At 69.8% G+C, this 23844-nt stretch carries 25 protein-coding genes; 9 read left to right on the top strand and 16 right to left on the bottom strand.

The features are described 5' to 3' along the window. Positions 1 to 24: 24 nt before the first annotated feature. Positions 25 to 735 carry a hypothetical protein gene (locus ACSQ1L_RS11375; RefSeq protein ID WP_435994859.1) on the top strand — a complete coding sequence of 237 codons (711 nt, stop codon included), beginning with the start codon at positions 25 to 27 and terminating at the stop codon, positions 733 to 735. Position 736: 1 nt separating this feature from the next. On the opposite strand, the gene ACSQ1L_RS11370 is transcribed toward ACSQ1L_RS11375, so the two are convergent. From ACSQ1L_RS11370 to ACSQ1L_RS11330, 9 genes are all read right to left on the bottom strand, one after another. After that, the gene (locus tag ACSQ1L_RS11370; protein ID WP_435994858.1) at positions 737 to 1291 is read right to left on the bottom strand and encodes an SRPBCC family protein; all 555 of its coding nucleotides are present in this window, start codon (positions 1289 to 1291) and stop codon (positions 737 to 739) included. Between the two features lie 54 nt (positions 1292 to 1345). Next, positions 1346 to 3460: a flagellar biosynthesis protein FlhA gene (gene flhA, locus ACSQ1L_RS11365; protein WP_435994857.1), complete on the bottom strand. Its 2115-nt coding sequence runs from the start codon at positions 3458 to 3460 to the stop codon at positions 1346 to 1348. Beyond that, positions 3457 to 4368, bottom strand: a complete 912-nt coding sequence (gene bla / locus ACSQ1L_RS11360) for a class A beta-lactamase (protein ID WP_435994856.1) — start codon at positions 4366 to 4368, stop codon at positions 3457 to 3459. The genes flhA and bla overlap by 4 nt, the downstream gene beginning before the upstream one ends. A gap of 2 nt (positions 4369 to 4370) precedes the next feature. Continuing rightward, entirely contained in the window at positions 4371 to 5765 is a 1395-nt protein-coding gene (gene flbD, locus ACSQ1L_RS11355; RefSeq protein WP_435994855.1) for a sigma-54-dependent transcriptional regulator FlbD, read from the bottom strand. Between the two features lie 62 nt (positions 5766 to 5827). Then, the gene (gene fliN / locus ACSQ1L_RS11350) at positions 5828 to 6160 is read right to left on the bottom strand and encodes a flagellar motor switch protein FliN (protein ID WP_435994854.1); all 333 of its coding nucleotides are present in this window, start codon (positions 6158 to 6160) and stop codon (positions 5828 to 5830) included. Further along, the gene (locus tag ACSQ1L_RS11345) at positions 6160 to 6828 is read right to left on the bottom strand and encodes a flagellar assembly protein FlbE (RefSeq protein ID WP_435994853.1); all 669 of its coding nucleotides are present in this window, start codon (positions 6826 to 6828) and stop codon (positions 6160 to 6162) included. The genes fliN and ACSQ1L_RS11345 overlap by 1 nt, the downstream gene beginning before the upstream one ends. Before the next feature lies 1 nt (position 6829). Further along, entirely contained in the window at positions 6830 to 7855 is a 1026-nt protein-coding gene (gene fliG, locus ACSQ1L_RS11340; protein ID WP_435994975.1) for a flagellar motor switch protein FliG, read from the bottom strand. A gap of 11 nt (positions 7856 to 7866) precedes the next feature. Continuing rightward, positions 7867 to 9507: a flagellar basal-body MS-ring/collar protein FliF gene (fliF, locus tag ACSQ1L_RS11335; protein ID WP_435994852.1), complete on the bottom strand. Its 1641-nt coding sequence runs from the start codon at positions 9505 to 9507 to the stop codon at positions 7867 to 7869. 93 nt (positions 9508 to 9600) lie between these two features. Beyond that, entirely contained in the window at positions 9601 to 10431 is an 831-nt protein-coding gene (locus ACSQ1L_RS11330) for a hypothetical protein (protein ID WP_435994851.1), read from the bottom strand. Positions 10432 to 10511: 80 nt separating this feature from the next. On the opposite strand from ACSQ1L_RS11330, the gene ACSQ1L_RS11325 reads away from it, so the two are divergent. From ACSQ1L_RS11325 to ACSQ1L_RS11315, 3 genes are all read left to right on the top strand, one after another. Then, a complete protein-coding gene (locus ACSQ1L_RS11325) occupies positions 10512 to 10862 on the top strand; it encodes a DUF1491 family protein (RefSeq protein WP_435994850.1) in 351 nt (116 codons plus the stop codon). Between the two features lie 117 nt (positions 10863 to 10979). Continuing rightward, positions 10980 to 11360 (top strand): hypothetical protein, encoded by a 381-nt coding sequence (locus ACSQ1L_RS11320; RefSeq protein WP_435994849.1) that lies wholly within the window; start codon positions 10980 to 10982, stop codon positions 11358 to 11360. A gap of 74 nt (positions 11361 to 11434) precedes the next feature. Next, entirely contained in the window at positions 11435 to 13051 is a 1617-nt protein-coding gene (locus ACSQ1L_RS11315) for a DUF1570 domain-containing protein (RefSeq protein ID WP_435994848.1), read from the top strand. Here ACSQ1L_RS11315 and ACSQ1L_RS11310 read toward each other — a convergent pair. Beyond that, positions 13048 to 13182: a hypothetical protein gene (locus tag ACSQ1L_RS11310; RefSeq protein ID WP_435994847.1), complete on the bottom strand. Its 135-nt coding sequence runs from the start codon at positions 13180 to 13182 to the stop codon at positions 13048 to 13050. The genes ACSQ1L_RS11315 and ACSQ1L_RS11310 overlap by 4 nt on opposite strands. Before the next feature lie 159 nt (positions 13183 to 13341). On the opposite strand from ACSQ1L_RS11310, the gene ACSQ1L_RS11305 reads away from it, so the two are divergent. Continuing rightward, entirely contained in the window at positions 13342 to 14973 is a 1632-nt protein-coding gene (locus tag ACSQ1L_RS11305; protein WP_435994846.1) for a peptide chain release factor 3, read from the top strand. Here ACSQ1L_RS11305 and ACSQ1L_RS11300 read toward each other — a convergent pair. Continuing rightward, on the bottom strand, positions 14948 to 15553 hold the full coding sequence (locus ACSQ1L_RS11300; protein ID WP_435994845.1) for a YczE/YyaS/YitT family protein: 606 nt from the start codon (positions 15551 to 15553) through the stop codon (positions 14948 to 14950). The two genes, ACSQ1L_RS11305 and ACSQ1L_RS11300, sit on opposite strands and share 26 nt — an antisense overlap. A 70-nt stretch (positions 15554 to 15623) precedes the next feature. Next, positions 15624 to 16379: a class I SAM-dependent methyltransferase gene (locus ACSQ1L_RS11295; protein WP_435994844.1), complete on the bottom strand. Its 756-nt coding sequence runs from the start codon at positions 16377 to 16379 to the stop codon at positions 15624 to 15626. A 95-nt stretch (positions 16380 to 16474) separates the two neighbouring features. Between ACSQ1L_RS11295 and ACSQ1L_RS11290 the strand changes: the two genes are divergently transcribed. Together ACSQ1L_RS11290 and ACSQ1L_RS11285 are read left to right on the top strand one after the other, a co-directional pair. Continuing rightward, positions 16475 to 17326 carry a LysR family transcriptional regulator gene (locus ACSQ1L_RS11290; RefSeq protein WP_435994843.1) on the top strand — a complete coding sequence of 284 codons (852 nt, stop codon included), beginning with the start codon at positions 16475 to 16477 and terminating at the stop codon, positions 17324 to 17326. Positions 17327 to 17449: 123 nt separating this feature from the next. Beyond that, positions 17450 to 18688 (top strand): hypothetical protein, encoded by a 1239-nt coding sequence (locus ACSQ1L_RS11285; RefSeq protein ID WP_435994842.1) that lies wholly within the window; start codon positions 17450 to 17452, stop codon positions 18686 to 18688. A 20-nt stretch (positions 18689 to 18708) separates the two neighbouring features. Here ACSQ1L_RS11285 and ACSQ1L_RS11280 read toward each other — a convergent pair whose 3' ends face one another. After that, positions 18709 to 18933 (bottom strand): hypothetical protein, encoded by a 225-nt coding sequence (locus tag ACSQ1L_RS11280; RefSeq protein WP_435994841.1) that lies wholly within the window; start codon positions 18931 to 18933, stop codon positions 18709 to 18711. Between the two features lie 49 nt (positions 18934 to 18982). Between ACSQ1L_RS11280 and ACSQ1L_RS11275 the strand changes: the two genes are divergently transcribed. After that, entirely contained in the window at positions 18983 to 19432 is a 450-nt protein-coding gene (locus ACSQ1L_RS11275; RefSeq protein WP_435994840.1) for a hypothetical protein, read from the top strand. Positions 19433 to 19471: 39 nt separating this feature from the next. After that, positions 19472 to 20482, top strand: coding sequence for a thioredoxin-disulfide reductase (gene trxB / locus ACSQ1L_RS11270; protein WP_435994839.1), 1011 nt, complete (start codon positions 19472 to 19474; stop codon positions 20480 to 20482). 10 nt (positions 20483 to 20492) lie between these two features. Here trxB and ACSQ1L_RS11265 read toward each other — a convergent pair whose 3' ends face one another. The 3 genes from ACSQ1L_RS11265 to ACSQ1L_RS11255 all read right to left on the bottom strand — a co-directional run bounded on the left by ACSQ1L_RS11265 (position 20493) and on the right by ACSQ1L_RS11255 (position 23789). Next, on the bottom strand, positions 20493 to 20900 hold the full coding sequence (locus tag ACSQ1L_RS11265; RefSeq protein WP_435994838.1) for a response regulator: 408 nt from the start codon (positions 20898 to 20900) through the stop codon (positions 20493 to 20495). 81 nt (positions 20901 to 20981) lie between these two features. Continuing rightward, positions 20982 to 22505, bottom strand: a complete 1524-nt coding sequence (locus ACSQ1L_RS11260; RefSeq protein WP_435994837.1) for a sensor histidine kinase — start codon at positions 22503 to 22505, stop codon at positions 20982 to 20984. Positions 22506 to 22586: 81 nt separating this feature from the next. Continuing rightward, positions 22587 to 23789 (bottom strand): cell wall hydrolase, encoded by a 1203-nt coding sequence (locus ACSQ1L_RS11255; RefSeq protein ID WP_435994836.1) that lies wholly within the window; start codon positions 23787 to 23789, stop codon positions 22587 to 22589. Positions 23790 to 23844: the final 55 nt, after the last annotated feature.

Raw genomic sequence — 23844 nt, 5'->3', positions numbered from 1 at the left:
GTCCGCAGGGGTGGGAGTAACGACATGGTTTGGTGGTGGTGGATCGCGCCGGCGCTGATCGGACTGATCGGGCTGGTGTTGCTGTTTCGCGGGCTGGGCGGTCTGTTCAGGGGGCGGTTCTTCACCGGGCTGCTCGGCGGGATCGGGGGGGCCGGCTTTATCGCCGCAGCCCTGATCGCGGCCCTGCTGGGACTGGACGTCCAGACCTATGCGCGGCTGACCCATGAGCGGCCGGTGGCGACGATCGAGACCCGCCAGCTGGGTCCGCAGTATTTTGAGGCGACGGTGATGCAGCCGCAGCGGGGCGAGGACGCGCCGGCGGTCAGCAACCTGTATCCGCTGCACGGCGACGAGTGGCGGATCGAGGCCCAGGTGCTGAAGTGGAAGCCGTGGGCCAATGTTCTGGGGCTCGACACGCAATACCGGCTCGACCGGCTGTCGGGCCGCTACCGCTCGATCGAGCAGGAGATCAACGGCGCGCGCAGCGTGCATCCGCTCACGGGCGGCGACGCCCGGCCGGGCTGGCTGCCGTGGACGGTCAGCGCCTGGGACACGGCGCGGAAATACCGGAAATACGTCGACGCGGTCGACACCCTCTACGGCGGCGGCGCCTACATGCCGATGGCCGACGGGGCGCGGTACGAGGTGTGGATCACCCAGTCGGGACTGGTGGCCCGCCCGGCCAACGACGTGGCCCGCAATGCCTCGGCCGGAGGCTGGACCGAGGCGGAATAGGTCACTCGGCCGCGAAGCTGTCCCGCAGCATCTCCAGCGTCTGGCCGTTGCCGCGCAGGAAGAAGCCATAGAGCGTGTCAAAGGCCGGCCCCGGCGCGAAGCCGGTGGCCGTCAGGGTCACCCGGGTCCGATCCTCCCCGACCGGGTCGAGCTCCATGACTGTCGCGGTCTCCGCGAACTCGGCCGCGTGCGGGAAGCCGGGCGGCGCCTGCACATTGCGGATGGCCAGCATCCGCCCGGGCACATAGGCGACGATCTGGTTGCGGATGTTGCCCGCGGCGCCGGCCGCCGCGCCCGGAGCGTAGCCGGTCTCGATCATCCCGCCGGTCCGGAAATCGACCTGGGCGAAGCTGACCCCCAGGCGGCGCCAGCCCTCGGACGTGGTCAGGGCGGACCAGACCTCGGACGGGGGCGCCGGAACCTCGACCGACAGCTGGATGATCCGATGGCCGTTCGCCTCGACGCTGGACGTGTCTTCCAGCGGGCCGGACGCCTGGGCGACGGCGGGACCGCCCGTCAGCACGGTCAGGGCGGCGACAAGGACCACGAGACGCATGGGGCAACCCTCCCTGGGATCTGCGCCCCTTATACCCCCGAGCCGCCGGCTTCCCTAGACCGTCCCGATGGTCCGCAGCCGCGCCTTGGGGTGGACCTCGTTCTGGCTCATCACCACGGTCTGGCCGCGGAAGCGTTCGATGATCGAGCGGACGTAGGGCCGGACCTGCGGGCCGGTCAGCAGGACGGCGGTCTCGCCGGCCATGGCGGCGCGCTCGAACACGTCGCGGACGGCGCGGATGAAGTCCTGCAGCTTCGACGGGGCCATGGCCAGTTGCTTGTCCTCGCCCTGCCCGACCAGGGCCTCGGCGAAGGCCTGCTCCCAGTCCGGCGACAGGGTGACGATGGGCAGGGCGCCGTCGTCGCCCTTGTGCTGCCAGCACAGCTGGCGGGCGAGACGGGCGCGGACGTGCTCGACCAGGGTGGTGACCGAGGAGGTGTGCGGCGCCGCCTCCGCGAGGCCCTCGAGGATGGCGGCCAGGTCGCGGATCGACACCTTCTCGCGCAGCAGCGACTGCAGCACCCGCTGCAGGGTGGTGACGGTGACCACCGAGGGGATCAGTTCGTCGACCAGCTTCTTCTCTTCCGGACCGAGTTCGCGCAGCAGCTTCTGCACCTCGGCGTAGGAGAGCAGCTCGGCCATGTTCTCCTTGAGAATCTCGGTCAGGTGGGTGGTCAGCACCGTCGACGGATCGACGATGGTGTAGCCGCGGAAAGTGGCCTCCTCGCGCAGGCTTTCATCGATCCAGGTGGCCGGCAGGCCGAAGGCGGGCTCGCGCGTGTGCTCGCCGGGCAGTTCGACCTGGCGGCCGGCGGGATCCATGGCCATCAGCGAGCCCAGGCGGACCTCGCCCGAGCCGGCCTCCATCTCCTTGATGCGGATGGCGTAGCCCTGGGTGCCGAGGCGCATGTTGTCGAGGATGCGCACCGACGGCATGACGAAGCCGTACTCCTGGGCCAGCGAGCGGCGCAGGGCGCGGACCTGGTCGGTCAGTCGGCGGCCCTCCAGATCGTTGATCAGCGACAGCAGGGAATAGCCGAGCTCGATCTTGACCTCGTCGATGGTCAGGGCGGTGCCGATCGGCTCCTCGACATCCTCCTTGGGGCTCGAGGCGGCGGCGGCCATCTCGGCCTCGCTCGGCTTGGGCTTGAGCCGCTGACGGCCGAGCCGCCAGGCCATGAAGCCGGCCCCGATGGCCAACGCCGCGAACGGGATCAGCGGCATGCCGGGGATCAGGCCGATCAGACCGGCCGCGCCGGAAACGACGCCGAGGCTGACCGGATTGGTGGCCAGCTGGGCGACCAGCGCCTTGTCCGCGGTGCCTTCGACGCCGGCCTTGGACACCAGAAAGCCGGCGGCGATGGAGATGATGATGGCCGGAACCTGGGTGACCAGACCGTCGCCGACGCTCAGGGCGATATAGCTGTCCGCCGCCCCGCCGATCGGCATCCCATGCTGGATGACCCCGATCAGGATGCCGCCGATGACGTTGATGAAGACGATGATGAGACCGGCGACGGCGTCGCCGCGGACGAATTTCGAGGCGCCGTCCATGGCCCCGAAGAAGGTCGATTCCTGCTCCAGCTCCTTGCGGCGCAGCTTGGCCTGGTCCTCGGTGATCAGGCCGGACGACAGGTCGGCGTCGATGGCCATCTGCTTGCCCGGCATGGAGTCCAGGGTGAAGCGGGCCGAGACCTCGGCGATCCGGGTCGAGCCCTTGGTGATGACCACGAAGTTCACCACCAGAATGATGGCGAAGATGATGATGCCGATGATGAAGCTGCCGCCCATCATCAGGCTGCCGAAGGCCTGGATCACCTGACCGGCGCCGCCGGGCCCCTCATGGCCGTGGCTGAGCACGAGCCGGGTCGAGGCCAGGTTGAGGCCGAGGCGGAACAGGGTCGAGACCAGCAGGACGGTCGGGAAGATGGCGAAGTCCAGCGGCCGCTTCATCATCACCGCGGTCATCAGGATCAGCACGCTGGAGACCAGCGAAATGGCCAGCAGCATGTCCATCAGGAAGGCCGGGATCGGCAGGATCAGCAGCAGGATGACGCCGATGACGCCGACCGCCATGCCGACCTCGCCGCGCGCGACCCAGCCGAGCATGTCGCGCCCGCTGGGACGGGCCATGCCGTCCTTCATCATGGTGGCGGCGGCGTCGCTCATGCGGCGGCGCCGTGGCCGAGGGCCTGAAGGGCCATGCGGGTGGCGTCCGCAATGACGGCCTCCCGTTGCGCCTCGGTGGTGACGCGGGTGGCGTGGAAATAGGCGGCGATGATCACGGGATCGCCGGATGGCGGATACACGAGGCCGATGTCATTGGTCGGACCATAGCCGCCGGTTCCGGTCTTGTGGGCCACGCGCCAGCCGGCCGGCACGCCGGCCTTGATGCGGCCCATGCCGGTGGGCGAGTCGACCATCCAGCGCAGCAGCATCTCGCGGGATCCGGCCGAAAGCGGGGTCGCGGGATCGATGAACAGACGGCGAATATTCGCGGCCGACTGGCGCGGCGTGATGGTGTCCTTGTCGCCGTCGAGGCGGTTCATCTCAGGTTCGAAGCGGTCGACGGTGGTGCTGTCGTCGCCGATGCCCCGGTAGAAGGCGCGCATGGCCTCGATCCCGCCCAACGCCTTCAAGAGCAGATTGGCCGCGGGATTGTCGCTGACCTCGACCACCGCCTGCATGAGCCGCTCGACCGTCAGGGCCGAGCCGATCGCCGGTTCGGTCACCGGGGCGTGGTTGACCATGTCGGCGCGGGTGACCGGGATGGCGCGATCCAGGCGCTCTTCTCCCGCCTGCACGCGCAGCAGGGTCGCGGCGGCGAGGTACATCTTGAACGTCGAACAATAGACGAAACGCTCGTCGCCGCGCCACGCCAGCAGACGGTTCGAGGCCACGTCGTGGGCGGTGAAGCCGAGCCGTCCGCCGTGCCGCGCTTCCAGCGACGACAGGTCGATGGCGCCGGATTGAAGCCCGGGGCTCGCCGGGGGCGGAGCGGCCTGCCGCGAGCAGCCCATGACGCCGAGCGCGCCGAGGCCGGTCAGGACGCTTCTGCGGTCCGTGCGGAGGATCATGCTCAGGCCGCCGCGTAGCCGGCGGCGGCGACGCCCGACTGGGGCGCCGGGATGCTGGTTCCCTCGTCGGCGTATTCGTTGAGCTTGTTGCGCAGGGTGCGGATCGAGATGCCGAGGATGTTGGCCGCGTGGGTGCGGTTGCCGAGGCAGTGCGACAGGGTGTCGAGGATCAGCGTCTTCTCCATCTGCGCCACGGTCTGGCCGACGTGGGCGCGGGTGACGGCGTCGGCCGTGTGCGCCGCGTGGGCGGCGGGGCCGGCGTCGTGAGCCGCGCCGAACGACCCGGCCGTGAGCGGCTGGCCGTCGGGCAGGCGGATGGCGTCCACGTCGATCTCGGGCCCGACCGCCAGCAGCACGGCGCGGTGCATGGCGTTCTCCAGCTCGCGGACGTTGCCGTTCCAGCGGTGCGAGACCAGGGCGCGTTTGGCGTCGACCGAGATCGGGCGGACCGGCACGCCGTTGGCGGCGGCGTATTTCTTGACGAAGTGGTCGGCCAGCACGGCGATGTCGCCCGGCCGCTCGCGCAGGGCCGGCAGGCGCAGGTTCACGACGTTGAGGCGGTAGAGCAGGTCCTCGCGGAAGGTCCCTTCCGCCACCGACTTGGCCAGGTCGCGGTTCGAGGTGGCGATGATGCGGATGTTGACCGGCACCGGCTTGGTCCCGCCGACGCGGTCGATGACCCGCTCCTGGATGGCGCGCAGCAGCTTGGCCTGAAGGCGGACGTCCATCTCACTGATTTCGTCGAGCAGCAGGGTGCCGCCGTCGGCCTCCTCGAACTTGCCGATGCGGCGGGCCATGGCGCCGGTGAAGGCCCCCTTCTCGTGGCCGAACAGCTCGGATTCCAGCAGGTTGTCGGGGATGGCGGCGCAGTTGACGCTGATGAACGGCCGTTCCGACCGCTTCGACCCGGCGTGCAGGTAGCGGGCCATCACCTCCTTGCCGACGCCGCTTTCGCCGGTGATCAGGATCGAGGCTTCCGAGCGGGCCACCTGGTCGGCCAGCTGTATGACGTGCTTCATCGACGGATCGGCCGAGATCAGCGGACGCTCGTCGTCGGCCACGGCCGACAGCACGGCGGCGATCAGGTCGGCCTCGGGCGGCAGGGGGATGAACTCCTTGGCCCCGGCCCGGATGGCGTTGGCGGCGTCGGTGGCGTCCGCGTCGACGCCGCAGGCGACCACCGGCACGTGGATGCGTTCGTTCTCGTTGGCGGCGATCAGGGCGGCGATGTCGACCCGGTAGTCGACCATCAGCAGATCGGCCCCCTGCCCCCGGCGCAGTTGCTCCGTCGCCTGATCGCCGCGCTCGACGTGGCTGACCTTGGCGCCGTGCGCCATGGCCATCTTCACCGCCGTCGCCAGCTGTCCGCTGAGCCTGCCAACCACCAGAAGCCGCATGGGTCTTCTCCCTTAATCTTCTACGCACGAGGGCCCGCGTCCGCGGGCCCGGATCGACGCCGTCAGGCGTTGCTGTCTTCGGTCTTGATGATTTCCGTCATGGTCACGCCCAGCCGGTCCTCGACCACGACCACCTCGCCGCGGGCGACGAGCCGGTTGTTGACGAAGATGTCGATGGCCTCGCCGACCTTGCGGTCCAGCTCGAGCACCGAACCGCGGTTCAGCTTCAGCAGCTGGGCCACGGACATGTGCGCCTTGCCCAGCACCGCCGAGATGTTGACCGGCACGTCGAAGACCGGCGCCAGATCGGTGGCGGTCTTGTCGGTGGCGTCGTCGTGGACGGTGATCGCGGTGGAGTCCGGAAACTCCTCCAGAGCCATGGTGTCGGACGCCATTACGGCCTTCCTTCCAGTGAAGTGTCGGGGGTGAGGGGTTCGGCGTGCCCGGCCTCGGCGGCCAGGGCGGAGGCCAGGGCCTCGCCGATACGGACGAAGGCGGCGTCGGCGTCGAACTCCGCGCGGCCGTCGGCCCATTCCAGCTGGAAGGAGGCGGGCGGCAGGCCCGGCTCCTCGCGGAAGGCGACCACGCCGGAGAAGCCGGAGTCGTCGCACAGCTGGGTGATCCGGGCGCGGTTGGCGTCGTCGAGGTCGCCGGTGCGGATGACCAGCCGGGGCGAGGCGTCGATCTCCTGGCCGAGCGCCTCCAGCGCCGCCTGCAGCGGTCCGGCCGGGAAGCGTTCGAGCGCCGCCGAGGCCACCACGCGGGCGGCGGCCATGGCCAGTTCGGCGGCCTGTTCGCGGTGGGCGCGGGCGATCCGGGCCAGGGCGGGAACGGCGTCGGTCAGGGTCTGGCCGATCGTCGAGAGCGCCATGGCCCGCAGGCTTTCGGTCTCGGCCAGCGCCTCGGTGCGCGCCTCCAGCCGGGCTTGGGCGACCAGGGCCTCCACCTCGTTGGGCGCGAAGGCGCGCTTGACCGGGCGGAAGGCGGACGGCTGGACCACGACGCCCGCGGCGTCGAACTCGGTGTCGAAGGTGAACGGGGTGCTGAGGGGTTGAGCGGTCATGTCAGTAGATCAGCTCGTCGTCGCTGCCCTGGCCGACCAGCATGATCTCGCCCTTGGCGGCGAGATCCTTGGCCACCTGGACCATGGCCATCTGGGCCTGGTCGACGTCCTTGAGCCGGACCGGACCCATGGTCTCCATGTCTTCGCGCATGATCTTGGAGGCGCGTTCGGACATGTTGGAGAAGAACAGCTCGCGCAGGGATTCCGACGCGCCCTTCAGGGCCAGGGCCAGGGAATCCTTCTCGACGGCGCGCAGCAGGGTCTGGATGCCGCCGGGGTCCAGCTTGGCGAGGTCCTCGAACACGAACATCAAGGCCCGGATGCGCTCGGCCGCCTCGCGGTTGCGCTCTTCCAGCGCACCGATGAAGCGGGCCTCGGTCTGGCGGTCGAAGCTGTTGAAGATGTCGGCCATCATCTCGTGGCTGTCGCGCTTGGAGGTGCGGGCCAGGTTGGACATGAACTCGGTGCGCAGGGTCTGCTCGATCTTGTCGAGGATCTCGCGCTGCACCGGCTCCATGCGCAGCATGCGCTGGACGCATTCGAGGGCGAAGTCCTCGGGCAGGCTGGTCAGGACGCGGGCGGCGTGGTCCGGCTTGATCTTGGACAGCACCACCGCGACCGTCTGCGGGTATTCGTTCTTCAGATAGTTGGCGAGGACCGCCTCGTTCACATTGCCGAGCTTGTCCCACATGGTGCGACCGGCCGGGCCGCGGATTTCCTCCATCAGGGCGTCGACGCGGTCGCCGGGCATGAAGGAGGCCAGCAGGCGCTGGGTCTGCTCGTAGCTGCCCATGACCGCGCCCGAGCCGCTCATGCCCGAGACGAACTCGACCATCAGCTCCTCGACCACCGTGGAGGAGACGGTGCCGAGCGAGGCCATCGCCTGGGAGATCTCCTTGATCTCGTCCTCGTCCAGGCTCTGCCACAGGCGGGTGTGATCCTCGCCGAGCGACAGCAGGATGACGGCCGCCTTCTCGGGACCCGTCAGTTTCCTGACGTCCTCGACCGCCGGCTTCTTGGTGACCATCCGGGCGGCCATCAGCCTTCGTGCACCCAGCTGCGGAGGATGGAGGTCGACTCGTCAGGATGCTTCTCGACGAAGTCGGCGACCTTCTTGACCGAGGAGGCCTTCACCTGACCCTCGATGCGGGCGATGTCGAGCCGCTGCTCCATTTCGGAGGGGCCGGCCGGGCCGGTCAGCTGGGCCATCTGCATGCCGCCGGCGGCCATCATCGTGGTCTGCAACGGCGTCACCGGCACGCCGCCCGGCCCGGTCAGCTGGGCCTGTCCGCCGCCGGTGGCGCTCTTCAGCAGGGGGCGCAGGACGAAGAAAATCAGCAGCACGCCGGTGATCAGCAACACCAGCAGCTCGACGCCGCGCATCAGGTCGTTCTTGGTGAAGTTGAACAGGGACGAGCCCGCCTCGACGCCGCCGACCGCCGCCACGTCGCGGTTGAAGCGGACGGCGGTGACCTGGACCACGTCGCCGCGCTCGGCGTCGAAGCCCACGGCCGCCTTGACCAGGGCCTCGATCTTGGCGCGGACCTCTTCGGACACCGGGGTGTAGGTCGGCTCGCCCTCGCCGTTGGCGGGCGGGGCGTAGCTGCCGTCGACGGCGACGGCGACGGCCAGCTTCTTGACCTCGCCGGCCTCCTTGATCGTGGTCGTGGTGGTGTTGGAGATCTCGTAGTTGGTGGTCTCGGTGTTCTGGGTGTCGCGCGAGCCGATCGGGGTGGCGGCCGGGGCCTCGCCGCCGGGAATGTTGTTGATCGCCGTCGCGCCGCCGTCGTTGACGCCGGTGGTGTCAGCGCTTTCCGAACCGTTGATCGAGGTCGAGCGCACGACCTGGCCGTCCGGGTCGAAGCGCTGCTCCTGGGTGGTGGAGCGGCTGTGATCGATGTCGGCGGTGACCTGGACGCGAGCGGCGCCGACACCGACGACGCCCTCGACGATGTCCTTGATGCGGGCCTGCAGCTGGGCTTCGGCCGACGACTTGGCCTCTTCGGCCGAGGCGGCGCTGAAGCCCGCGTCGTCCGAGCCGGCGGCGAGGGTGCGGTTGGCCGTGTCGGTGAGCGTGACCTTCTCGGGCTTCAGATTGGGCACCGATGAGGCGACCACGTTGCGGATGGCCTGGACCTGGGCGCCGGTCAGGGTCCCGCCCGTGACGCCGACGACCACGGCGGCGGTCGGATCGACGGCGGCGGCCTGGAACAGCTGGCGCGACGGCAGGGCGATCATCACCCGGGCCGAGGTGATGCCGCGCATGCTCATGATGGTGCGGGCCAGCTCGCCCTCGAGGGCGCGCTTTTCGTTGAGGTTCTGCTGGAACTCGGTCTGGCCCAGCACCGACTGGTTGTCGAAGATCTCGTAGCCCACCGAACCGGAGGTCACGAGACCCTTGCCGGCGACCAGCAGGCGGGCCTCGCCGACCTCGTCGCGGCTGACGAAGATGGTCGAGCCGTCGCCCTTCGAGGAATATTTGATGCCGGCGCTGTCCAGCGCCGTGGTGATCTCGGAGGCCTCGCGCAGGTCGAGGTTGGAGTACAGCAGGGCGTCGGGGGCCTGGCCGATGCGCAGCATGACGGCGACCAGCACCGCCGCGACGCCGGCGGCGACGCCCAGCACCACGGTCAGTCGACCGATCCCAAATCTCTGCAACGCCGCCGTAAAGCCGCCCACGCGCCCCGCCCCGATACTCGCGGGAGACCGAACACGCCCGCTAGGCAGAAACTGCCGCCTGCTTGGTAAACGCGGCGTTAAGGGGCCGACGTCTTACAGCGCGCCCATGGCCATGAAGGCGCGGCCGGCCGCGAAATCGCCGGCTTCGAAGCGGGCCGCGGCGACGCTGCCGTCGCGAAAATGGAACTCGACCAGGAAGGTCTCGCGCGGATCGAGACGCGCCAGCCGGTCGGCGGCCGAAGCCGGGAAGCGCCAGGCTTCGCCGGCCCGCCGGCCCTCGGGCAGCAGGGCGGGATCGGCTGCCGAGACGCCGGTGGCCCATACGCTGGCGCGCGATGAGGCGGGGGCCAGCCCCTCTCCGGCCAGCCACGCCCGCGGGGCGCTGGCGTCGTCGCGGAAGACGATCCGTGCGGCGTTGGGGCGCGATCGGCCGACGAACGAGACGACGGCGGTGAGGGCCGATCCGTCGTCGCCGTAGCCGAAGGTCACCGGCGAGGCGCCGACGGTCGAAGCCTGCATCAGCCGCCAGCCGGGGCGGGTCCAGGCGGTTCGGTCGGCGACCCAGGGTCGCGCCGCGCCGGGAAAGGTCATGCGGGGCGTGCGAATCCAGCTGGAGAAGGCCCCGTCGACGCGTTCGCGCACCATGGCCAGTTGCGGGTCCCGGCACGACACGGTTTCGGCCCGGGAGCGGGCGCGGACGGCGACGGCGTTGAGGTCGGCCTCGGCCGCGCCGGAGCGGAGGGCGGCGCCCCGCGCCTGGGCCGTGGCGGCGGTCAGGGCCGCGTCTATCTCGGGCGCGAACAGGCTGCAGCGCGCGTCGGCGGCGACCACGAAGGCGCGCTCGTAATAGGTGTCGGCGGGTTCCGCCCGCGCGATCGCCGGCGCCGCCAGCACGGCGGCGGCGAGCAGGATGGCTTTGGTCATGAAGGCTTTCTGCCTTATCGTCATAAGCCGCACCCTACCCGCCATGGGTTCCGGTCCGGTTTCCGAGCAGGGTTAGCGAATTGCTTCTTTCCACCGACCTGTGGGCCGCCGCCCTGATCCGACGCGCCGAACTGGCCGGGGCCTTCGCCACCGTGGCGCGCAAGGGCGACGCCCGGGCGGGGACGGTGATCGTCAAGGCCTTCGACACCTCCACGCGCCGCGCCAGACTCTATAGTGAGGCTTTCGGACCGGACGGCGAGCGGCTGTGGATGCAGCCGGTCGAGAGCGCGTTCGAGAGCGAGTTGGACGACTATCTCCAGCGCCAGATCCGCTACGACCCGGACCTCTGGATCATCGAGATCGAGGACCGGGAGGGGCGGCACTTCATCACGGAGAAGGTGGCGGAGCCCGAGATCAAACCGGAGGGTTAACGCGCCGGCCGCCGGTGCGAAATCCTTAACGACGTTCGGGAACGGAACCGCAAGCGACGGTCGGTAGGGTCATCGATAACGGGTCCAGAACGAGCCCGGTGATGGCGGATGCTTTCGATGCTGTTTCTTCTGAACGATGTGGTCTTCGACCTGGAAGAGACCTGCCCGGTCACGCCCGGCGACGCGCGCCGTTTCGAGAAGCTGGGCTTCGACTATGTGCTGGCCCTGGGCTGCGAGCTGTTCGCCGAGGACCCGCTGCTGCACCACAACGATCCGGAGCGCGCGCGCCGTCTGGCGTGGCTGATCCATGACCGCTCGCCCGACGTCAACGCCGCCCTGTTCGCGGCCCCGGCTGCGGCCTGCGATCCCGATCTGGTCGAGCCGCAGTTCTGCGCCCTGCCCGATCCGGTGATGCGCCAGCTGAAGACCCGCGCCGTCCGGGGCAAGCTGGACGCCGTGGCCGCCGACAAGGCGGTGTGGATGCGCCTGGCGGCCTGAGGCGCACCCGCTCCGGCTTGTCGCCGACTCCTTCCCGACGGTAGGTTGTCCGCGGGGATCGTGGGGGGAGAGAGATGTTCATCAAGGGCAAGCGCGTGCTGGCTGTCGCCGTGGCGCTGTTGGCCGCCTGCGCCGCCGGAGCCGCAAGCGCTGAATGGCGGCGCGCCGAGACCACCCACTTCATCGTCTACGGCGACGTGTCGGAGCGCACCATTCGCACCTACGCCCAGAAGGTGGAGCGGTTCGACGCCCTGCTCAGGGCCTACTATCCCATCGTGGTCGATCACGAGATCCCGAAGCTGGAGATCTTCATCGCCGAGGGCCGCCGCGACATGGAAGAGGCGTATCCGGGCATCGGCGCCTCGGTGGGGGGCTACTACTCCCCCAACAGCGGTCGCATTCACGCCGTGGTCGACACCAGCGCCATCTCCGGCGACGTCGTGCTGTTCCACGAGTACGCCCACCATTTCATGTTCCAGATGGTGTCCAACGCCTACCCGTCGTGGTTCGTGGAGGGCTTCGCGGAATACTACTCCACCGCCGACGTCCGGCCCGATCGCATCCAGTTCGGACGTCACCACCCGGGCCGGATCAATTCGCTGAGCGGCGGCGCCAACACCTGGGCCCGGATGGAGGACGTGCTGACGTGGCGCTACACGGCCTCGGGCCGCTACCGGGCGTCCTCCTACTACGCCCAGGCCTGGGCGATGACGCACTACTTCATGAGCACGCCGGAGCGGACCCGGATGCTGAGCGACTATCTGAACGCCGTGGTCCGGGGCGAGGAGTCGGTGGCGGCCATGCAGGCGGCGACCGGCCGGACGCCGGCCCAGCTGCAGACGGATGTGCGCCTCTACGCCTCGGGCGCGATCGACATGCTGACCCCGCAAATCGACATTGCCGAGCCGGAGGTGACGGTGACCTCATTGTCGCCGGCCGGAAGCCACATGGCCTGGCTGGACCTGCGTCTCGATCGCGAACCCGTGAAACAGGAACCGCCGGACGACGATGGCCAGACGCAGAAGTCCGAAGCGCAAAAGGCGCGTGAGGCGCGCGAGGACGCCGAACATCGCGCCGACCTGATCCGCGACGCCTTCGCGGCGGCGGAGCGCTATCCCGGAGAGCGAATGGCCATGCTGGTCGAAGCCCGGGCCCACCGGCTGTCCGACGACCCGGAGGCGGCGTTCACGGCGCTGGAACCGCTCCTGACCGAAGGCTCAACCGACGCCGACGCCCTGCGTCTGGCCGGCATGGCCCTGCTCGATCTCGCCGAGAAGGAGACCGGGGAAAGCGCCATGGGGCGCCGCCGGGCTGCGTCAGCTTACCTGGCCCGGGCCTACGAGGCCGACCCGCTGGACTTTCGCGTCTACCTGGGCCTGAACCGGGCTCGCCAGGGCCAGGCGCGCTATCCCACTGACAACGACATCTCGACCCTGGAAGTGGCGGTGAAACTGGCCCCGCAGTCCTTCGACGCGCGGCTGAGGCTGGGGCACGCCTACATGGCGCGGTCGCTGAACGCCGAGGCGGTCGCCGTGCTGCTGCCCGTGTCGAACAGTCCCCACCGCAGCAGCTACACGCGCCGCGCCCGCGAAATGATCGCCACGGCGCGCGGCGAGGCGGCGCCTGTGGACGAGGCCCCGCCGGCTGAGGACGAAACGGAGCGGCCGTCTGACGCCGGAGACGACGCCTAGACCAGCACGTTGAAGACCACGTGCACCACGGTCGCGCCGAGGATGATCACTCCGAAGCCGACCACCAGGCTGAGGGCGGGGTGAGGTCCCTCGCGTTTCGACGTTGGATCGACGGTGTGGTTGAGCGCCATGTCCGTTCCTTCGTTTCCAAAGGCGGCGCCCGATTGCGTGACCGGGTCGTCTCGCCTGACAGGACAATGACTCGGAAAGCCCTTCGTTGCGAGGGGGTATTCACATCGGGTGACATCGGGGCCCGCACGCGGTAACTCCCGCCGCCCAACGGATCGAACATGTCGAAGCTCACTCTCGAACAGGAGGCCCTGCGCCGCAGGACCTTCGCCATCATCGCGCACCCCGACGCCGGCAAGACGACGCTGACCGAGCACATCCTGCTGGCCGGCGGAGCCATCCGCGCGGCCGGGGCGGTGCGGGCGCGCGGCGAGAACCGGCGCACCCAGTCCGACTGGATGAAGATCGAAAAGGAGCGCGGCATCTCGGTTTCGGCGTCGGTGATGACGTTCGAGCACGACGGCAAGATGTTCAACCTGCTGGACACGCCGGGCCACGAGGACTTTTCGGAAGACACCTATCGCACCCTGACCGCCGCCGACTGCGCCATCATGGTGCTGGACGCCGCCAAGGGCATCGAGCCGCAGACCCTGAAACTGTTCGAGGTCTGCCGCCTGCGCGACATTCCGATCATCACCTTCATCAACAAGCTGGACCGCGAGGCCCAGGACCCGATGGCCCTGCTGGACGAGATCGCGTCACGGCTGCAGCTCGACCCCGCCCCGATCTGGTGGCCGGCCGAGAGCGGCAACCGCCTGCGCGGCATGGTCGAGATGGGCACGGGCCGGTTCCAGCCCTATGCCAAGAAGCCGGCCGGGTCGGCCGAAGACGTGCCCCACCCCGAAGCCCTGCCGCTGGCCGACGCCGCGCAATATTTCGAGGCGGGCGAGCACGAGGCGCTGATGGAGGCGCAGGAATTGGTCGAGGGCGGCTATCCGGCCTTTGACCGCCAGTCCTTCCTCGAAGGCCATATGACGCCGGTGCTGTGGGGCTCGGCCCTGCGCCATTTCGGCATCGACGAGCTGCTGGCCGCGATCGGCGAATGGGCCCCGCCGCCCAAGGTGATGAAGGCGCACAAGGCCGCCCCCGCCGGCACGCGCAATGCGGCCGAGCCGGTTCCGACCACCGTCGAGCCGGGCGCGGCCGAGGTCACCGGCTTCGTGTTCAAGGTCCAGGCGAACATGGACCCCAACCATCGCGACCGCATCGCCATGTTCCGCATGGCCTCGGGCAAATTCACCCGCGGCATGAAGCTGAAGGTGCAGAACACCGGCAAGCAGCTGAGCGTCAACGCGCCGATCATGTTCTTCGCCTCGGACCGCGAACTGGCCGAGGACGCCTACGCCGGCGACGTCATCGGCATTCCCAACCACGGCGTGCTGCGCGTCGGCGACAGCCTGTCGGAGAGCGGCCTGATCCGCTTCGCCGGCCTGCCCAACTTCGCGCCGGAAATCCTGCAGCGGGTGCGGGTCAAGGATCCGCTCAAGGCCAAGCACCTGAAGAAGGCGCTCGACGGCCTGGCCGAGGAGGGCGTGACCCAGCTGTTCCGGCCCGAGATGGGCTCGGACTTCATCGTCGGCGCCGTCGGCCAGCTGCAGTTCGAGGTCATGGCCGACCGGCTGGGCGAGGAATACGGGCTGGAGGTCATCTTCGAGCCGTCGCCCTTCGCGGAAGCGCGCTGGATCGGCGGGACCAGGGCCGACCTCGAGGACTTCATGGGCAAGTACCGCGGCCAGATGGCCCGCGACATCGACGACGACCCCGTCTTCCTGGCCAAGTCGAGCTGGGAGACCGGCTATGTGATGGAGCGGTTCCCGAACGTGGCCTTCACGAAGACGAAGGAGCGGGGCTGACCTTGAGGGGCGGCGACAGGGTGAACATCGGCAGGAAGAACTGCACCAGCGGCCCCATGGCCACGGCGTAGAGCACCGTTCCGACCCCGACCACGCCGCCCAGCAGCCAGCCGGCCACCAGCACCGTGGCCTCGATGCTGAGGCGGGAAACGCGGATCGACCAGCCCAGTCTCTCGTGCAGGCCGGTCATCAACCCGTCGCGGGGTCCGGGCCCCATGCCCGCGCCGATATAGGCCGCGGACCCAACGGCGTTGAGCACGACGCCGGCCACCATCAGGACGATCCGCAAGGCCAGGCCTTCGAACTCCGGCAGCGCCGCCAGGGAGGCGTCCACCACCAGCCCGATGATGAAGATATTGGCGATGGTGCCGTAGCCCGGCTTCTGGCGCAGCGGAATCCAGGCCAGCATGACGACAATGCCGATGACGATGGAAACTTGGCCGAGGGTCAGCCCCGTCAGACCGACCAGACCCTGCTGGAAGACGTTCCACGGATCGAGGCCCAGGGTCGCGCGCACCATCAGGGCGAGGGCGAAGCCGAACAGGCACAAACCGAGGTGGAGCTGAATCAGGCGACGCATCAACATGATGCAGCGCACAAAGACCGAGGCCTTGGACCTTTGCAAGGCGCCCGGCCCGCCAGCGCCGTGCTTAGCCGAGGACCAGCAGGTCGCAGTCGCCGTATGTCGGTCCTTCGGGCCCGGCGGCGATCTCCGCATCCATGCGCCGGAAGCCCTCGACGATCTCCGCCTCGTCGAGATGCTCGAAGGTGGAGATGGCCCGGGTCCTCAGGCGGCGCGCCGACTCGGCCAGGCTGTCCGAGAAAGTCTCGCGGACGATGTCGAGGGCCATGGGCTGCAAGCCGACCGAACCGAACAGGTCGGTGACCTCGGCGAGGGTCGGGAACATCTTCAACTCCACCGCGCGGGCGGTCGGGAACCAGCGATGCCAGTGGATTTCCGGCATTCTGTCCGAGAAATGACTGCGGATCAGCAGCCGGCCGCCGGGCCTGAGCACGCGGCGGATTTCGCGCGCGGCCGCGGGCCGATCCTGCACATGGTGGAAGGACAGGAACATCAGCACCAGGTCGCAGGCGGCGTCCGGCAAGGGAATGGCCTCGGCCCGCCCGGCCAGATAGCGCACGGCGTCGGCGTGGGGCGCCGCCTCGGCCTGGGCGCGCATCCGTTCAAAGGGTTCGACCCCGTAGACCGGGCCGCCGAAGATCTCGGCCAGCAAGGGGGTGAAGCGGCCGGTCCCCGATCCGAGATCGAGGCAGGTCAACGGACGGGCGACGGGCGCCCGGGCGGCGAACGCCCCCGCCCACAGGTCCCGGCTGGCGGCGGGCAATTCCCGCCCCGCCTGATAGCCCTGGTGCTGGCGTTGACCGTAGTCGACGGCGCGGATCATGTCAGTCTCATCCCGGTTGGCTGGCGAGCGGAATGCCCTGACTTGCCGTCGGCGGCCTAACGACTTATCGGACGCTGTTCGTGAGTTTTCCGCACATGAAGCCACCCGCTCCCGCCCTGCCGCTGAAGGCGCTCCAGGCCTTCGAGGCGACCATGCGGCTGGGCGGCATGGGCCGGGCGGCGGAACGACTCGGCGTGACCCACGGCGCGGTCAGCCGCCAGATCGGCCTGTTGCAGCAGACCCTCGGCCACCCCCTGTTCGAAGGCCCCCGCAACGCCCGCCGGCCGACGGCCGAGGCCGAGCGGCTGTGGAAGGAGATCGCCCCCGCCTTCGCGGCGCTGGAGCAGGCGGTGGCCGGGCGCGGCCGGGCCGGGCGGCGGGTGCGGGTGTCGTGCCTGTCGACCCTGGCGGCGCGCTGGCTGATCCCTCGCCTGCCCGACTTCGCCGCCGCCGCGCCCGGCGTCGTGGTGGAGCTGACCGAGTCCTACGCCGCGCTGGACCGCACCCTCGGCGGCGCCGACCTGGCCATCCGCATGCTCGTGCCGGAGACGGCCTGTCCCGAGGGCGTGGAGGCGACGCCGTTCATGGACAATACGATCGGCATGGTCACGGCCCCCGGCGGCGCGCCGGACATCCGGCTGGTTTCACGTTCGCATCCGTCGGCGTGGGTCAGCTGGACCAGGCTGACGGGACGGTCGGCCCCGGCCGGCGGCCCGATCGAGTTCGATCACCAGCAGACCATGATCGAGGCGGCGGCGGCGGGACTGGGGGCCGCCGTGGCGCAGCGGCCGCTGGTCGAGGCCGACCTCGCCGCCGGACGGCTGTCCGCCCCCCACGGCTTCGTCAGCGACGGGGCGGTGTTCGCCGCCTTTCACCGCCGGGGCGAGGCGGGGCCTTCGGTGCGGCGGTTGCTCGCCTGGCTGGAGAATCAGGGCCGGAACACCTAGGCTCCGCCGACCCAGGCCAACACCCGTACGGCGCAGTCGAACCTCCGGCGCGGCGTTGCGTTTGCAATGGCAGCGAGAGGGACGGCTGTCAGTCCCGAAGCGGGACGGAGCGCGGGTCACCCCATGTTCGAATTCGGCCGGGACCTGAGGAAGCTGTTCGACAAGGCGCGCGAGAGCGACGACCTCGGCTGGCTGGAGTTGATCGGCGCGGACCTGGTCGAGGCCGAGGCGCGCCGCGAAACGGTGGACGCCGGCCGCGTGTCCTGCCCCCGCCCGTTCGAAAGCTGGATGCGGGCCGCGGCGCTGTGGCGCGAGCATGCCCGCCGCACCGGCCGGCGCGAGAGCCTGGAGCGGGCGGCGAAGTGCGCCTCCGATGCGGCGCGGCACACGGCCACCCCCGACCAGACCGCCGCCGCTGCAATCGAGTCCGGCGAAATCCACCTGTTGCGCTTCGACCTGTTCGGCGGCCCGGCCACCCTGACCGCGGCCCTGGCCGACGCCCAGTCCCTGACCGCCGAGCGGCCCTCGACCCGGGCGGCGGCGGCGGCGCTGCACGCCCGGCTGTGCGCCCGGCGCGCCCGCCTGTCGGGTCAGCCGAACAACCTGCTCGACGCGGCGGCCCTGCTGGACGCGGCGCTCCACGGCGCGCGCGCCCTGCCGCCCACGGCGGGCGACGAACTGCGGCTGGACCGGGCGGCGCTGGCGCTGGAAGCCGGAGTGGCGCGGCGCGACGGCCGTTTGCTGGACCAGGCCGGGCGCGACCTGCGCGCCCTGGTCGAGAGCGCTTCGCCCGATTACCGCCCCCTGACCCGGGCGCGGGCCCTGGCCCTGGCCGGAGCCGGCCTGATGGCGCTGGCCACCCTGGCCCGGAACGAGGCGGCGAAGATTCAGGGGCAGGCGCTGTTCGACGCCGCCGTGGACCAGTTCACGCCCGACCACAGCCCGCTGGACTGGGTGGCCGTGCGCATGGTGCAGGCGCAGGCCGAGACGCCGCTGCTGCTGCTGGCCGAGGCCGAGACCCTGACCCGCGAGCCCGGCCTGATCCTCGGGGCGCTGGCGCGTGAGCGGCGGCTGGCCGCCGAGGCGGCGCTCGCCGAGGCCATGGACGACGTGGAGGCCCTGACCAGCCTGGAGGCCATCGTCCGGCGCCGGCTGATGGACGCGACGCGGATCGAGCCGCTCGACTGGGCCGCCGACCAGCTCGGCATGGCGCATCTGGCCATGGCCAAGGGGCGGCTGACCGCGACCGAGCCGCGCGCGGTCGGGCTGATGCTGGCCGAAGCGATGGAGACCGCCCGCGAGTGGGGCGTGTCGTCCCTGATGCAGCGCGCCGTGCTGGCCACGCCGGAGACGGTGGCCTGACGCTGACGTCCGGCAGGGCGTCAGTCGCCGGGGTTGTCGGCATCGCGGCCGCTGGAGGACGCCGGGCCGTTCTTTGAACCGTTCTCGCCGCGCTTGCCGCTCCCGTCCATCGCGATACCGATTGCGACGCCGATGGCGATGCCGACTCCTATGCCCATCGACAGATTGTCCATCGCCACGCCGATGGCGGAGCCGATGGCGACGCCAAGGGCGATGCCGATGCCCAGATAGCTGCGGCCTTCCATATCTGACTCCTGCTTGCCGGGACGAACGGTCGCAGACTAGCATCCGGGCATGATGATCACAGCCCTAGTCCTCGCCGCCGCCCTGCAGACGTATCCCGGCCCGGACGCGCAACCCCAGAAACTCGAAATCGGCTGCGGATACACGCCGGGTGCGGGAATGATGTTCCCGATCCTGATCGGGTATTTCGATCACTATGAGACCGACTTCTACGGCCGCGCCTACGCCACGATGAGCGGCTGGGGCGGACTGGAGGATACGCCGTTCAGCGCCGCCGCGGACCGGGACTGGTACCGCCAGGACGCCCCGCTGACCGTCGCCGGGCGCGACTATGTGAAGTACGGCCTGCCGCGCATTCTGAACCGCACCGACGTCGTCTGGTTCGCCGAGCACGACGGGGTGGTGGTGGCGGCCGAGCCGGGCCAGGCCGAACCGGAGGTGGTCTATGTGCTGGTCACGCCCGAGGACTGCGGCTTCCAGCCCTACCAGCGAGAGCAGTGACACCCTCCCCTTTGACGGAATCAGCGCCTAGATAGGCGTATGAGCACTCCCCGCACCGTTCGCGTCGCCATCATCGGATCCGGCCCCGCCGGCTGGACCGCCGCCATCTACGCCGCCCGCGCCCTGCTGAGCCCCGTCGTCATCGCCGGCCTGCAGCCCGGCGGCCAGCTGACCATCACCACCGACGTCGAGAACTATCCCGGCTTCGCCGACGTGATCCAGGGCCCGTGGCTGATGGAGCAGATGCGCGCCCAGGCCGAGCATGTCGGCACCGAGATCATCGAGGACATCGTGGTCAAGGCCGACCTTTCGCAGCGGCCGTTCCGCCTGACGCTGGACAGCGGAACCGAGATGCTGGCCGAGACGGTGATCATCTCCACCGGCGCCCAGGCCAAGTGGCTGGGCCTCGAGAGCGAGGCGAAATACCAGGGCTTCGGCGTTTCGGCCTGCGCCACCTGCGACGGCTTCTTCTATCGCGGCAAGGACGTCATCGTCGTCGGCGGCGGCAACACCGCCGTCGAGGAGGCGCTGTTCCTGACCAATTTCGCCTCCAAGGTCACCGTCGTGCACCGCCGCGACGAGTTCCGGGCCGAGCGCATCCTGCAGGACCGCCTGTTCTCGAACCCCAAGGTCGAGGTGGTCTGGGACAACGCCATCGACGAGATCCTCGGCGAGACCAACGCCTTCGGCGGCGTCAACGTCACGGGCGCGCGGGTGAAGAACGTCAAGACCGGCGAGACGCGGGAAATCCCCGCGGACGGGGTGTTCATCGCCATCGGCCACGCGCCGTCTTCGGAGTTGTTCGCCGGCCAGCTGGAGACCAAGCAGGGCGGCTACCTGGTGGTGCAGCCGGGAACGGCGGCGACGGCGATCGAGGGCGTCTGGGCCGCCGGCGACGTCACCGACGACATCTATCGCCAGGCGGTCACGGCGGCGGGCATGGGCTGTATGGCGGCGCTGGAGGCGGTGCGCTTCCTGGCCGAGCAGGACCACAAGGCCCAGGGCCACCCGATCTCGCACAAGGAAGCCGAGAAGATCGGCGTCTGGTAAGCCGGCCGGCTCAGCCGAACAGCTGCAGCTCCGGCGGCGCATACAGGACGGGCTGGCCCTGCCGACGACGCAAGGCGTAGTCGACCGATTTCTGCACCGCGCGTTCATCGGTCGGCTTTGACAGCACGCCGATCGTGCCGGCGACGCCCTCGCGCACCATGCCCGGATTGGCGGTCATGAACAGCACCGACACGCCGAGATCCTGGCCCAGTTCGCGGCCCAGGGCGACGCCCGTCGGCCCGTCGGAGAGGTGAATGTCGACCAGCGCCAGGTCGATCTCCGTCTCGCGCACGACCTCGCGGGCCGAGCGCGCGTCGGCGACCGTGGCCACGACGTCGTACCCCAGGTCCTCCAGGACGAAGCGAAGCTCCATGGCCACAAGGGCCTCGTCTTCGATGATCAGGATGCGGGCGGTCATTCAGTCAATCAGGCCAGGGGCGTACGCCGCCGAACATACGGCGAGCTTTCAAAGGAGCGTGCAACGGTCGGGCCAGTTCCGTCATGCGACGTTTTGGGCTGCACGGCGGCGGGAAAGAGCCGTGGCGGGAAGGTCGGCGACGACCTGCAGGCCCTGTGGCAGCCAGTTGCGCTCCAGTCGGCCGCCCAGCTGCCCCTCGACCGACAGGGTGGCCAGCGAGGAGCCGAAACCCTCCTTGCTCGGGGGGCCCTCCACCGGCGGGCCGCCGGTTTCGGTCCAGGTCAGGACGAAGCGGTCGCCCAGGCGGCGGGTGTCGAGGGTGACGCGGCCCCCATCGCATGACAACGCCCCGTATTTGGCCGCGTTGGTGGCCAGTTCGTGGAACAGCAGGGCGACTGAAGTCGCGGCCTGATCGTCGAAGGTGGCGTCATCGCCCGTCAGCGCCACCCGCGTCTTCCCCGAGAGCTCGCTGTAGGCCTTGAACAGGTCGGTCAGAAAGGCGTGCAGCGTCATCGACCCCACCGTCGGCTTCGAGCTCTCGGTATGCGGTCGGACGAACTCATGGGCCCGGGCGAGGGCGTTGATGCGGGTCCGCACCGCCATGGCGAAGTCCTTGGCTTCGGGATGCTGACGGGCCGAAAGGGCGATCAGGGCGGAGACCACGGCGAAGATGTTCTTGATGCGGTGGCTGAGCTCCTGGCTGAGCAGCTCCTTGGCCTGATCCGAACGCTTCAGGTCGTCGATGTCGGTGCAGGTGCCGAACCATCGGGCGATCTCGCCCACCTCGTTGCGGATCGGGCGGGCCCGGCCCAGCGTCCAGCGGTAGACGCCATCGTGGCGGCGCAGGCGGTATTCGATCTCGTAGGGCTCGCCCGTTTCCAGGCAGCGGCGCCAGAGGGCGAAGGCCCTGTCCTGGTCCTCGGGGTGGAACATGCCGTTCCAGCCCTCGCCGTCGGTCGAGCCTTCCGGCACGCCGGTGAACTCGTACCAGCGAGCGTTGTAGTAGTCGTGGAAGCCGTCGGGCAGGGTCGACCAGACCATCTGGGGCATCGAGTCCGCGATGGCGCGGAACTGCGATTCTGACTGACGCTGCCGGGACAGCGACCGGCGCAGTTCCAGCTGGGTCATGACCTGCGCCGCCAGGACCTGCAGGGCGTTCATCTGCAGCGGCGTCGGCCCCTCAGGCCGGGGTTTGTCGTCGAGCACGCACAGGGTGCCGATCGGCAGCCCTTCGGCGGATTTCAACACCTCGCCGGCGTAGAAGCGCAGATACGGCGCTTCGGTCACCAGCGGATTGCAGGCGAACCGCTCGTCCCGGGTGGCGTCCGGCACCACCATCCGGTCCTGCATCAGGATGGCGTGGGCGCAGAACGACGTATCCAGCGGCGTCTCGCGCACGCCCAGACCGGTCTCGGCCTTGAACCACTGTCGACCCTCGTCGATCAGGTTCACGACCGCGATCGGCGCGTCGAAGACCCGCGCGACCAGATTCACGATGTCGTCGAAGGCGGTCTCGCGGGGGGTGTCGAGGATGTCGTACGCCCGCAGGGCGGCGAGACGGTCGGCCTCAGCCCAGCCGGGCTTCTGGTCAAGGGTGACAGTCAAACGGACCTCTGAAGGGGCGCGCCGCGCGCCGGTTCACATCAATGCGAACGACCCGATAGCGTTGCAATGGGCTGAAGATTATCAGGCGCCCGGGCGACCGACTTCTTCGACCGGCATGACCGTGACGCCGGGCGGCGGCGCAGCGGGAGCCGGCGTCGCCGCGGGCCTGGGCGGGGCTTCGAACGCGGCGAGGCGTTGGTTGATCTCGGTGATCTGCTCGGGCGTCGGCTGCTGACGCCCCCCTAGGGACACGATGCCGACGACGCGCGTCTGTCCATCGATCTCGACCGTCCGCATGGCGCTTTCGCCCTTGGCCGCCGCGTCCGCGAGGGCGGCTTCGGCATCCATCGCCGGGACGACCTCGAGGCGGGGTCGGGCGAACCGGGCCTCGTCGATCCGCGGCTCGCGTCCGGAATAGGCCTGCCGGAAGGCGGCCGGCTCGCCGTAGACGCCCTTCCAGCGATAGAAGATGTGCGCCCCGATCTGGGTCAGCTTGTTCAGCGTCGGGGCCCACCAGGGGTGGACGTAGTTGGCGTGGTAGTGGGTGGCGGTGCCGACCTTGACGGCGACGCCGCCGGCCAGGGCGCGCTCGGCGACGCGGGCGGCGCGGTTCCAGGCCCAGGCCACCGGGGCCTGGCCGAGCGAGCCGTCGCAGGTGAAGCTGAACTGGCAGCCGGTGATCCGTTCGGCGCCCTCGAACACCACGCCGCAGACGGAGTCGGCGTAGTTCGGATCGCGCACGCGGTTGAGAACCACCTGCGCCACCGCCTCCTGGCCCTCGGTCGGCTCGAGCGCCGCCTCGTAGTAGACGGCCTGGGTCAGGCAGCGGATCGCCCGGCGACGGTCCTCGGCGGTGGCCGGCTTGAACGCGAACGGCCGGGCCGCCCGCAGCAGGCCCGAGGCGGGCATGGCGGCGTTCAGCTTCTGCGCTTCGAGGCCCGAGGCGCCGAAGTCCAGCGAGGGCTTGCCGCCCAGGGACAGGCTTTCCCAGCCCGGCGTGAGGCCGTACAGGGCCGGGCGGCGCTCGCTCGGATCGTGACGGATGGCCAGGGCCAGCTGCGACGGGGTCATGCGCGCGGTAATCGCGGCCAGGCCCCTGTCGCTCAGGTCACCGTCGGTCAGCTGGCGCACGGCTTCCGCGCGGCGGTCTATCTCGGGACGCACGGTGGAGCCGGCGGCCATGGCCACGCCGACGGCCGCCAGCGCCGCGGGCGCGGCGGCGGCGAGGCGGCGGCTCCTCTTCAGCATCGATGTCCAGTCGATCCCGGCCAAGTTCAGCTCCATGTTCCGACGGCGACGCGGGATAGCCCTCAAGCGAGGCGGTTTTCAGGCCGAAAAT

Origin of the sequence: Brevundimonas sp. LjRoot202 (genome assembly GCF_964253355.1) — a bacterium.
Lineage (GTDB): Bacteria > Pseudomonadota > Alphaproteobacteria > Caulobacterales > Caulobacteraceae > Brevundimonas.
Note: the sequence above shows the minus strand (reverse complement) of the source record. Positions and strands in the feature narration are given on the sequence as shown.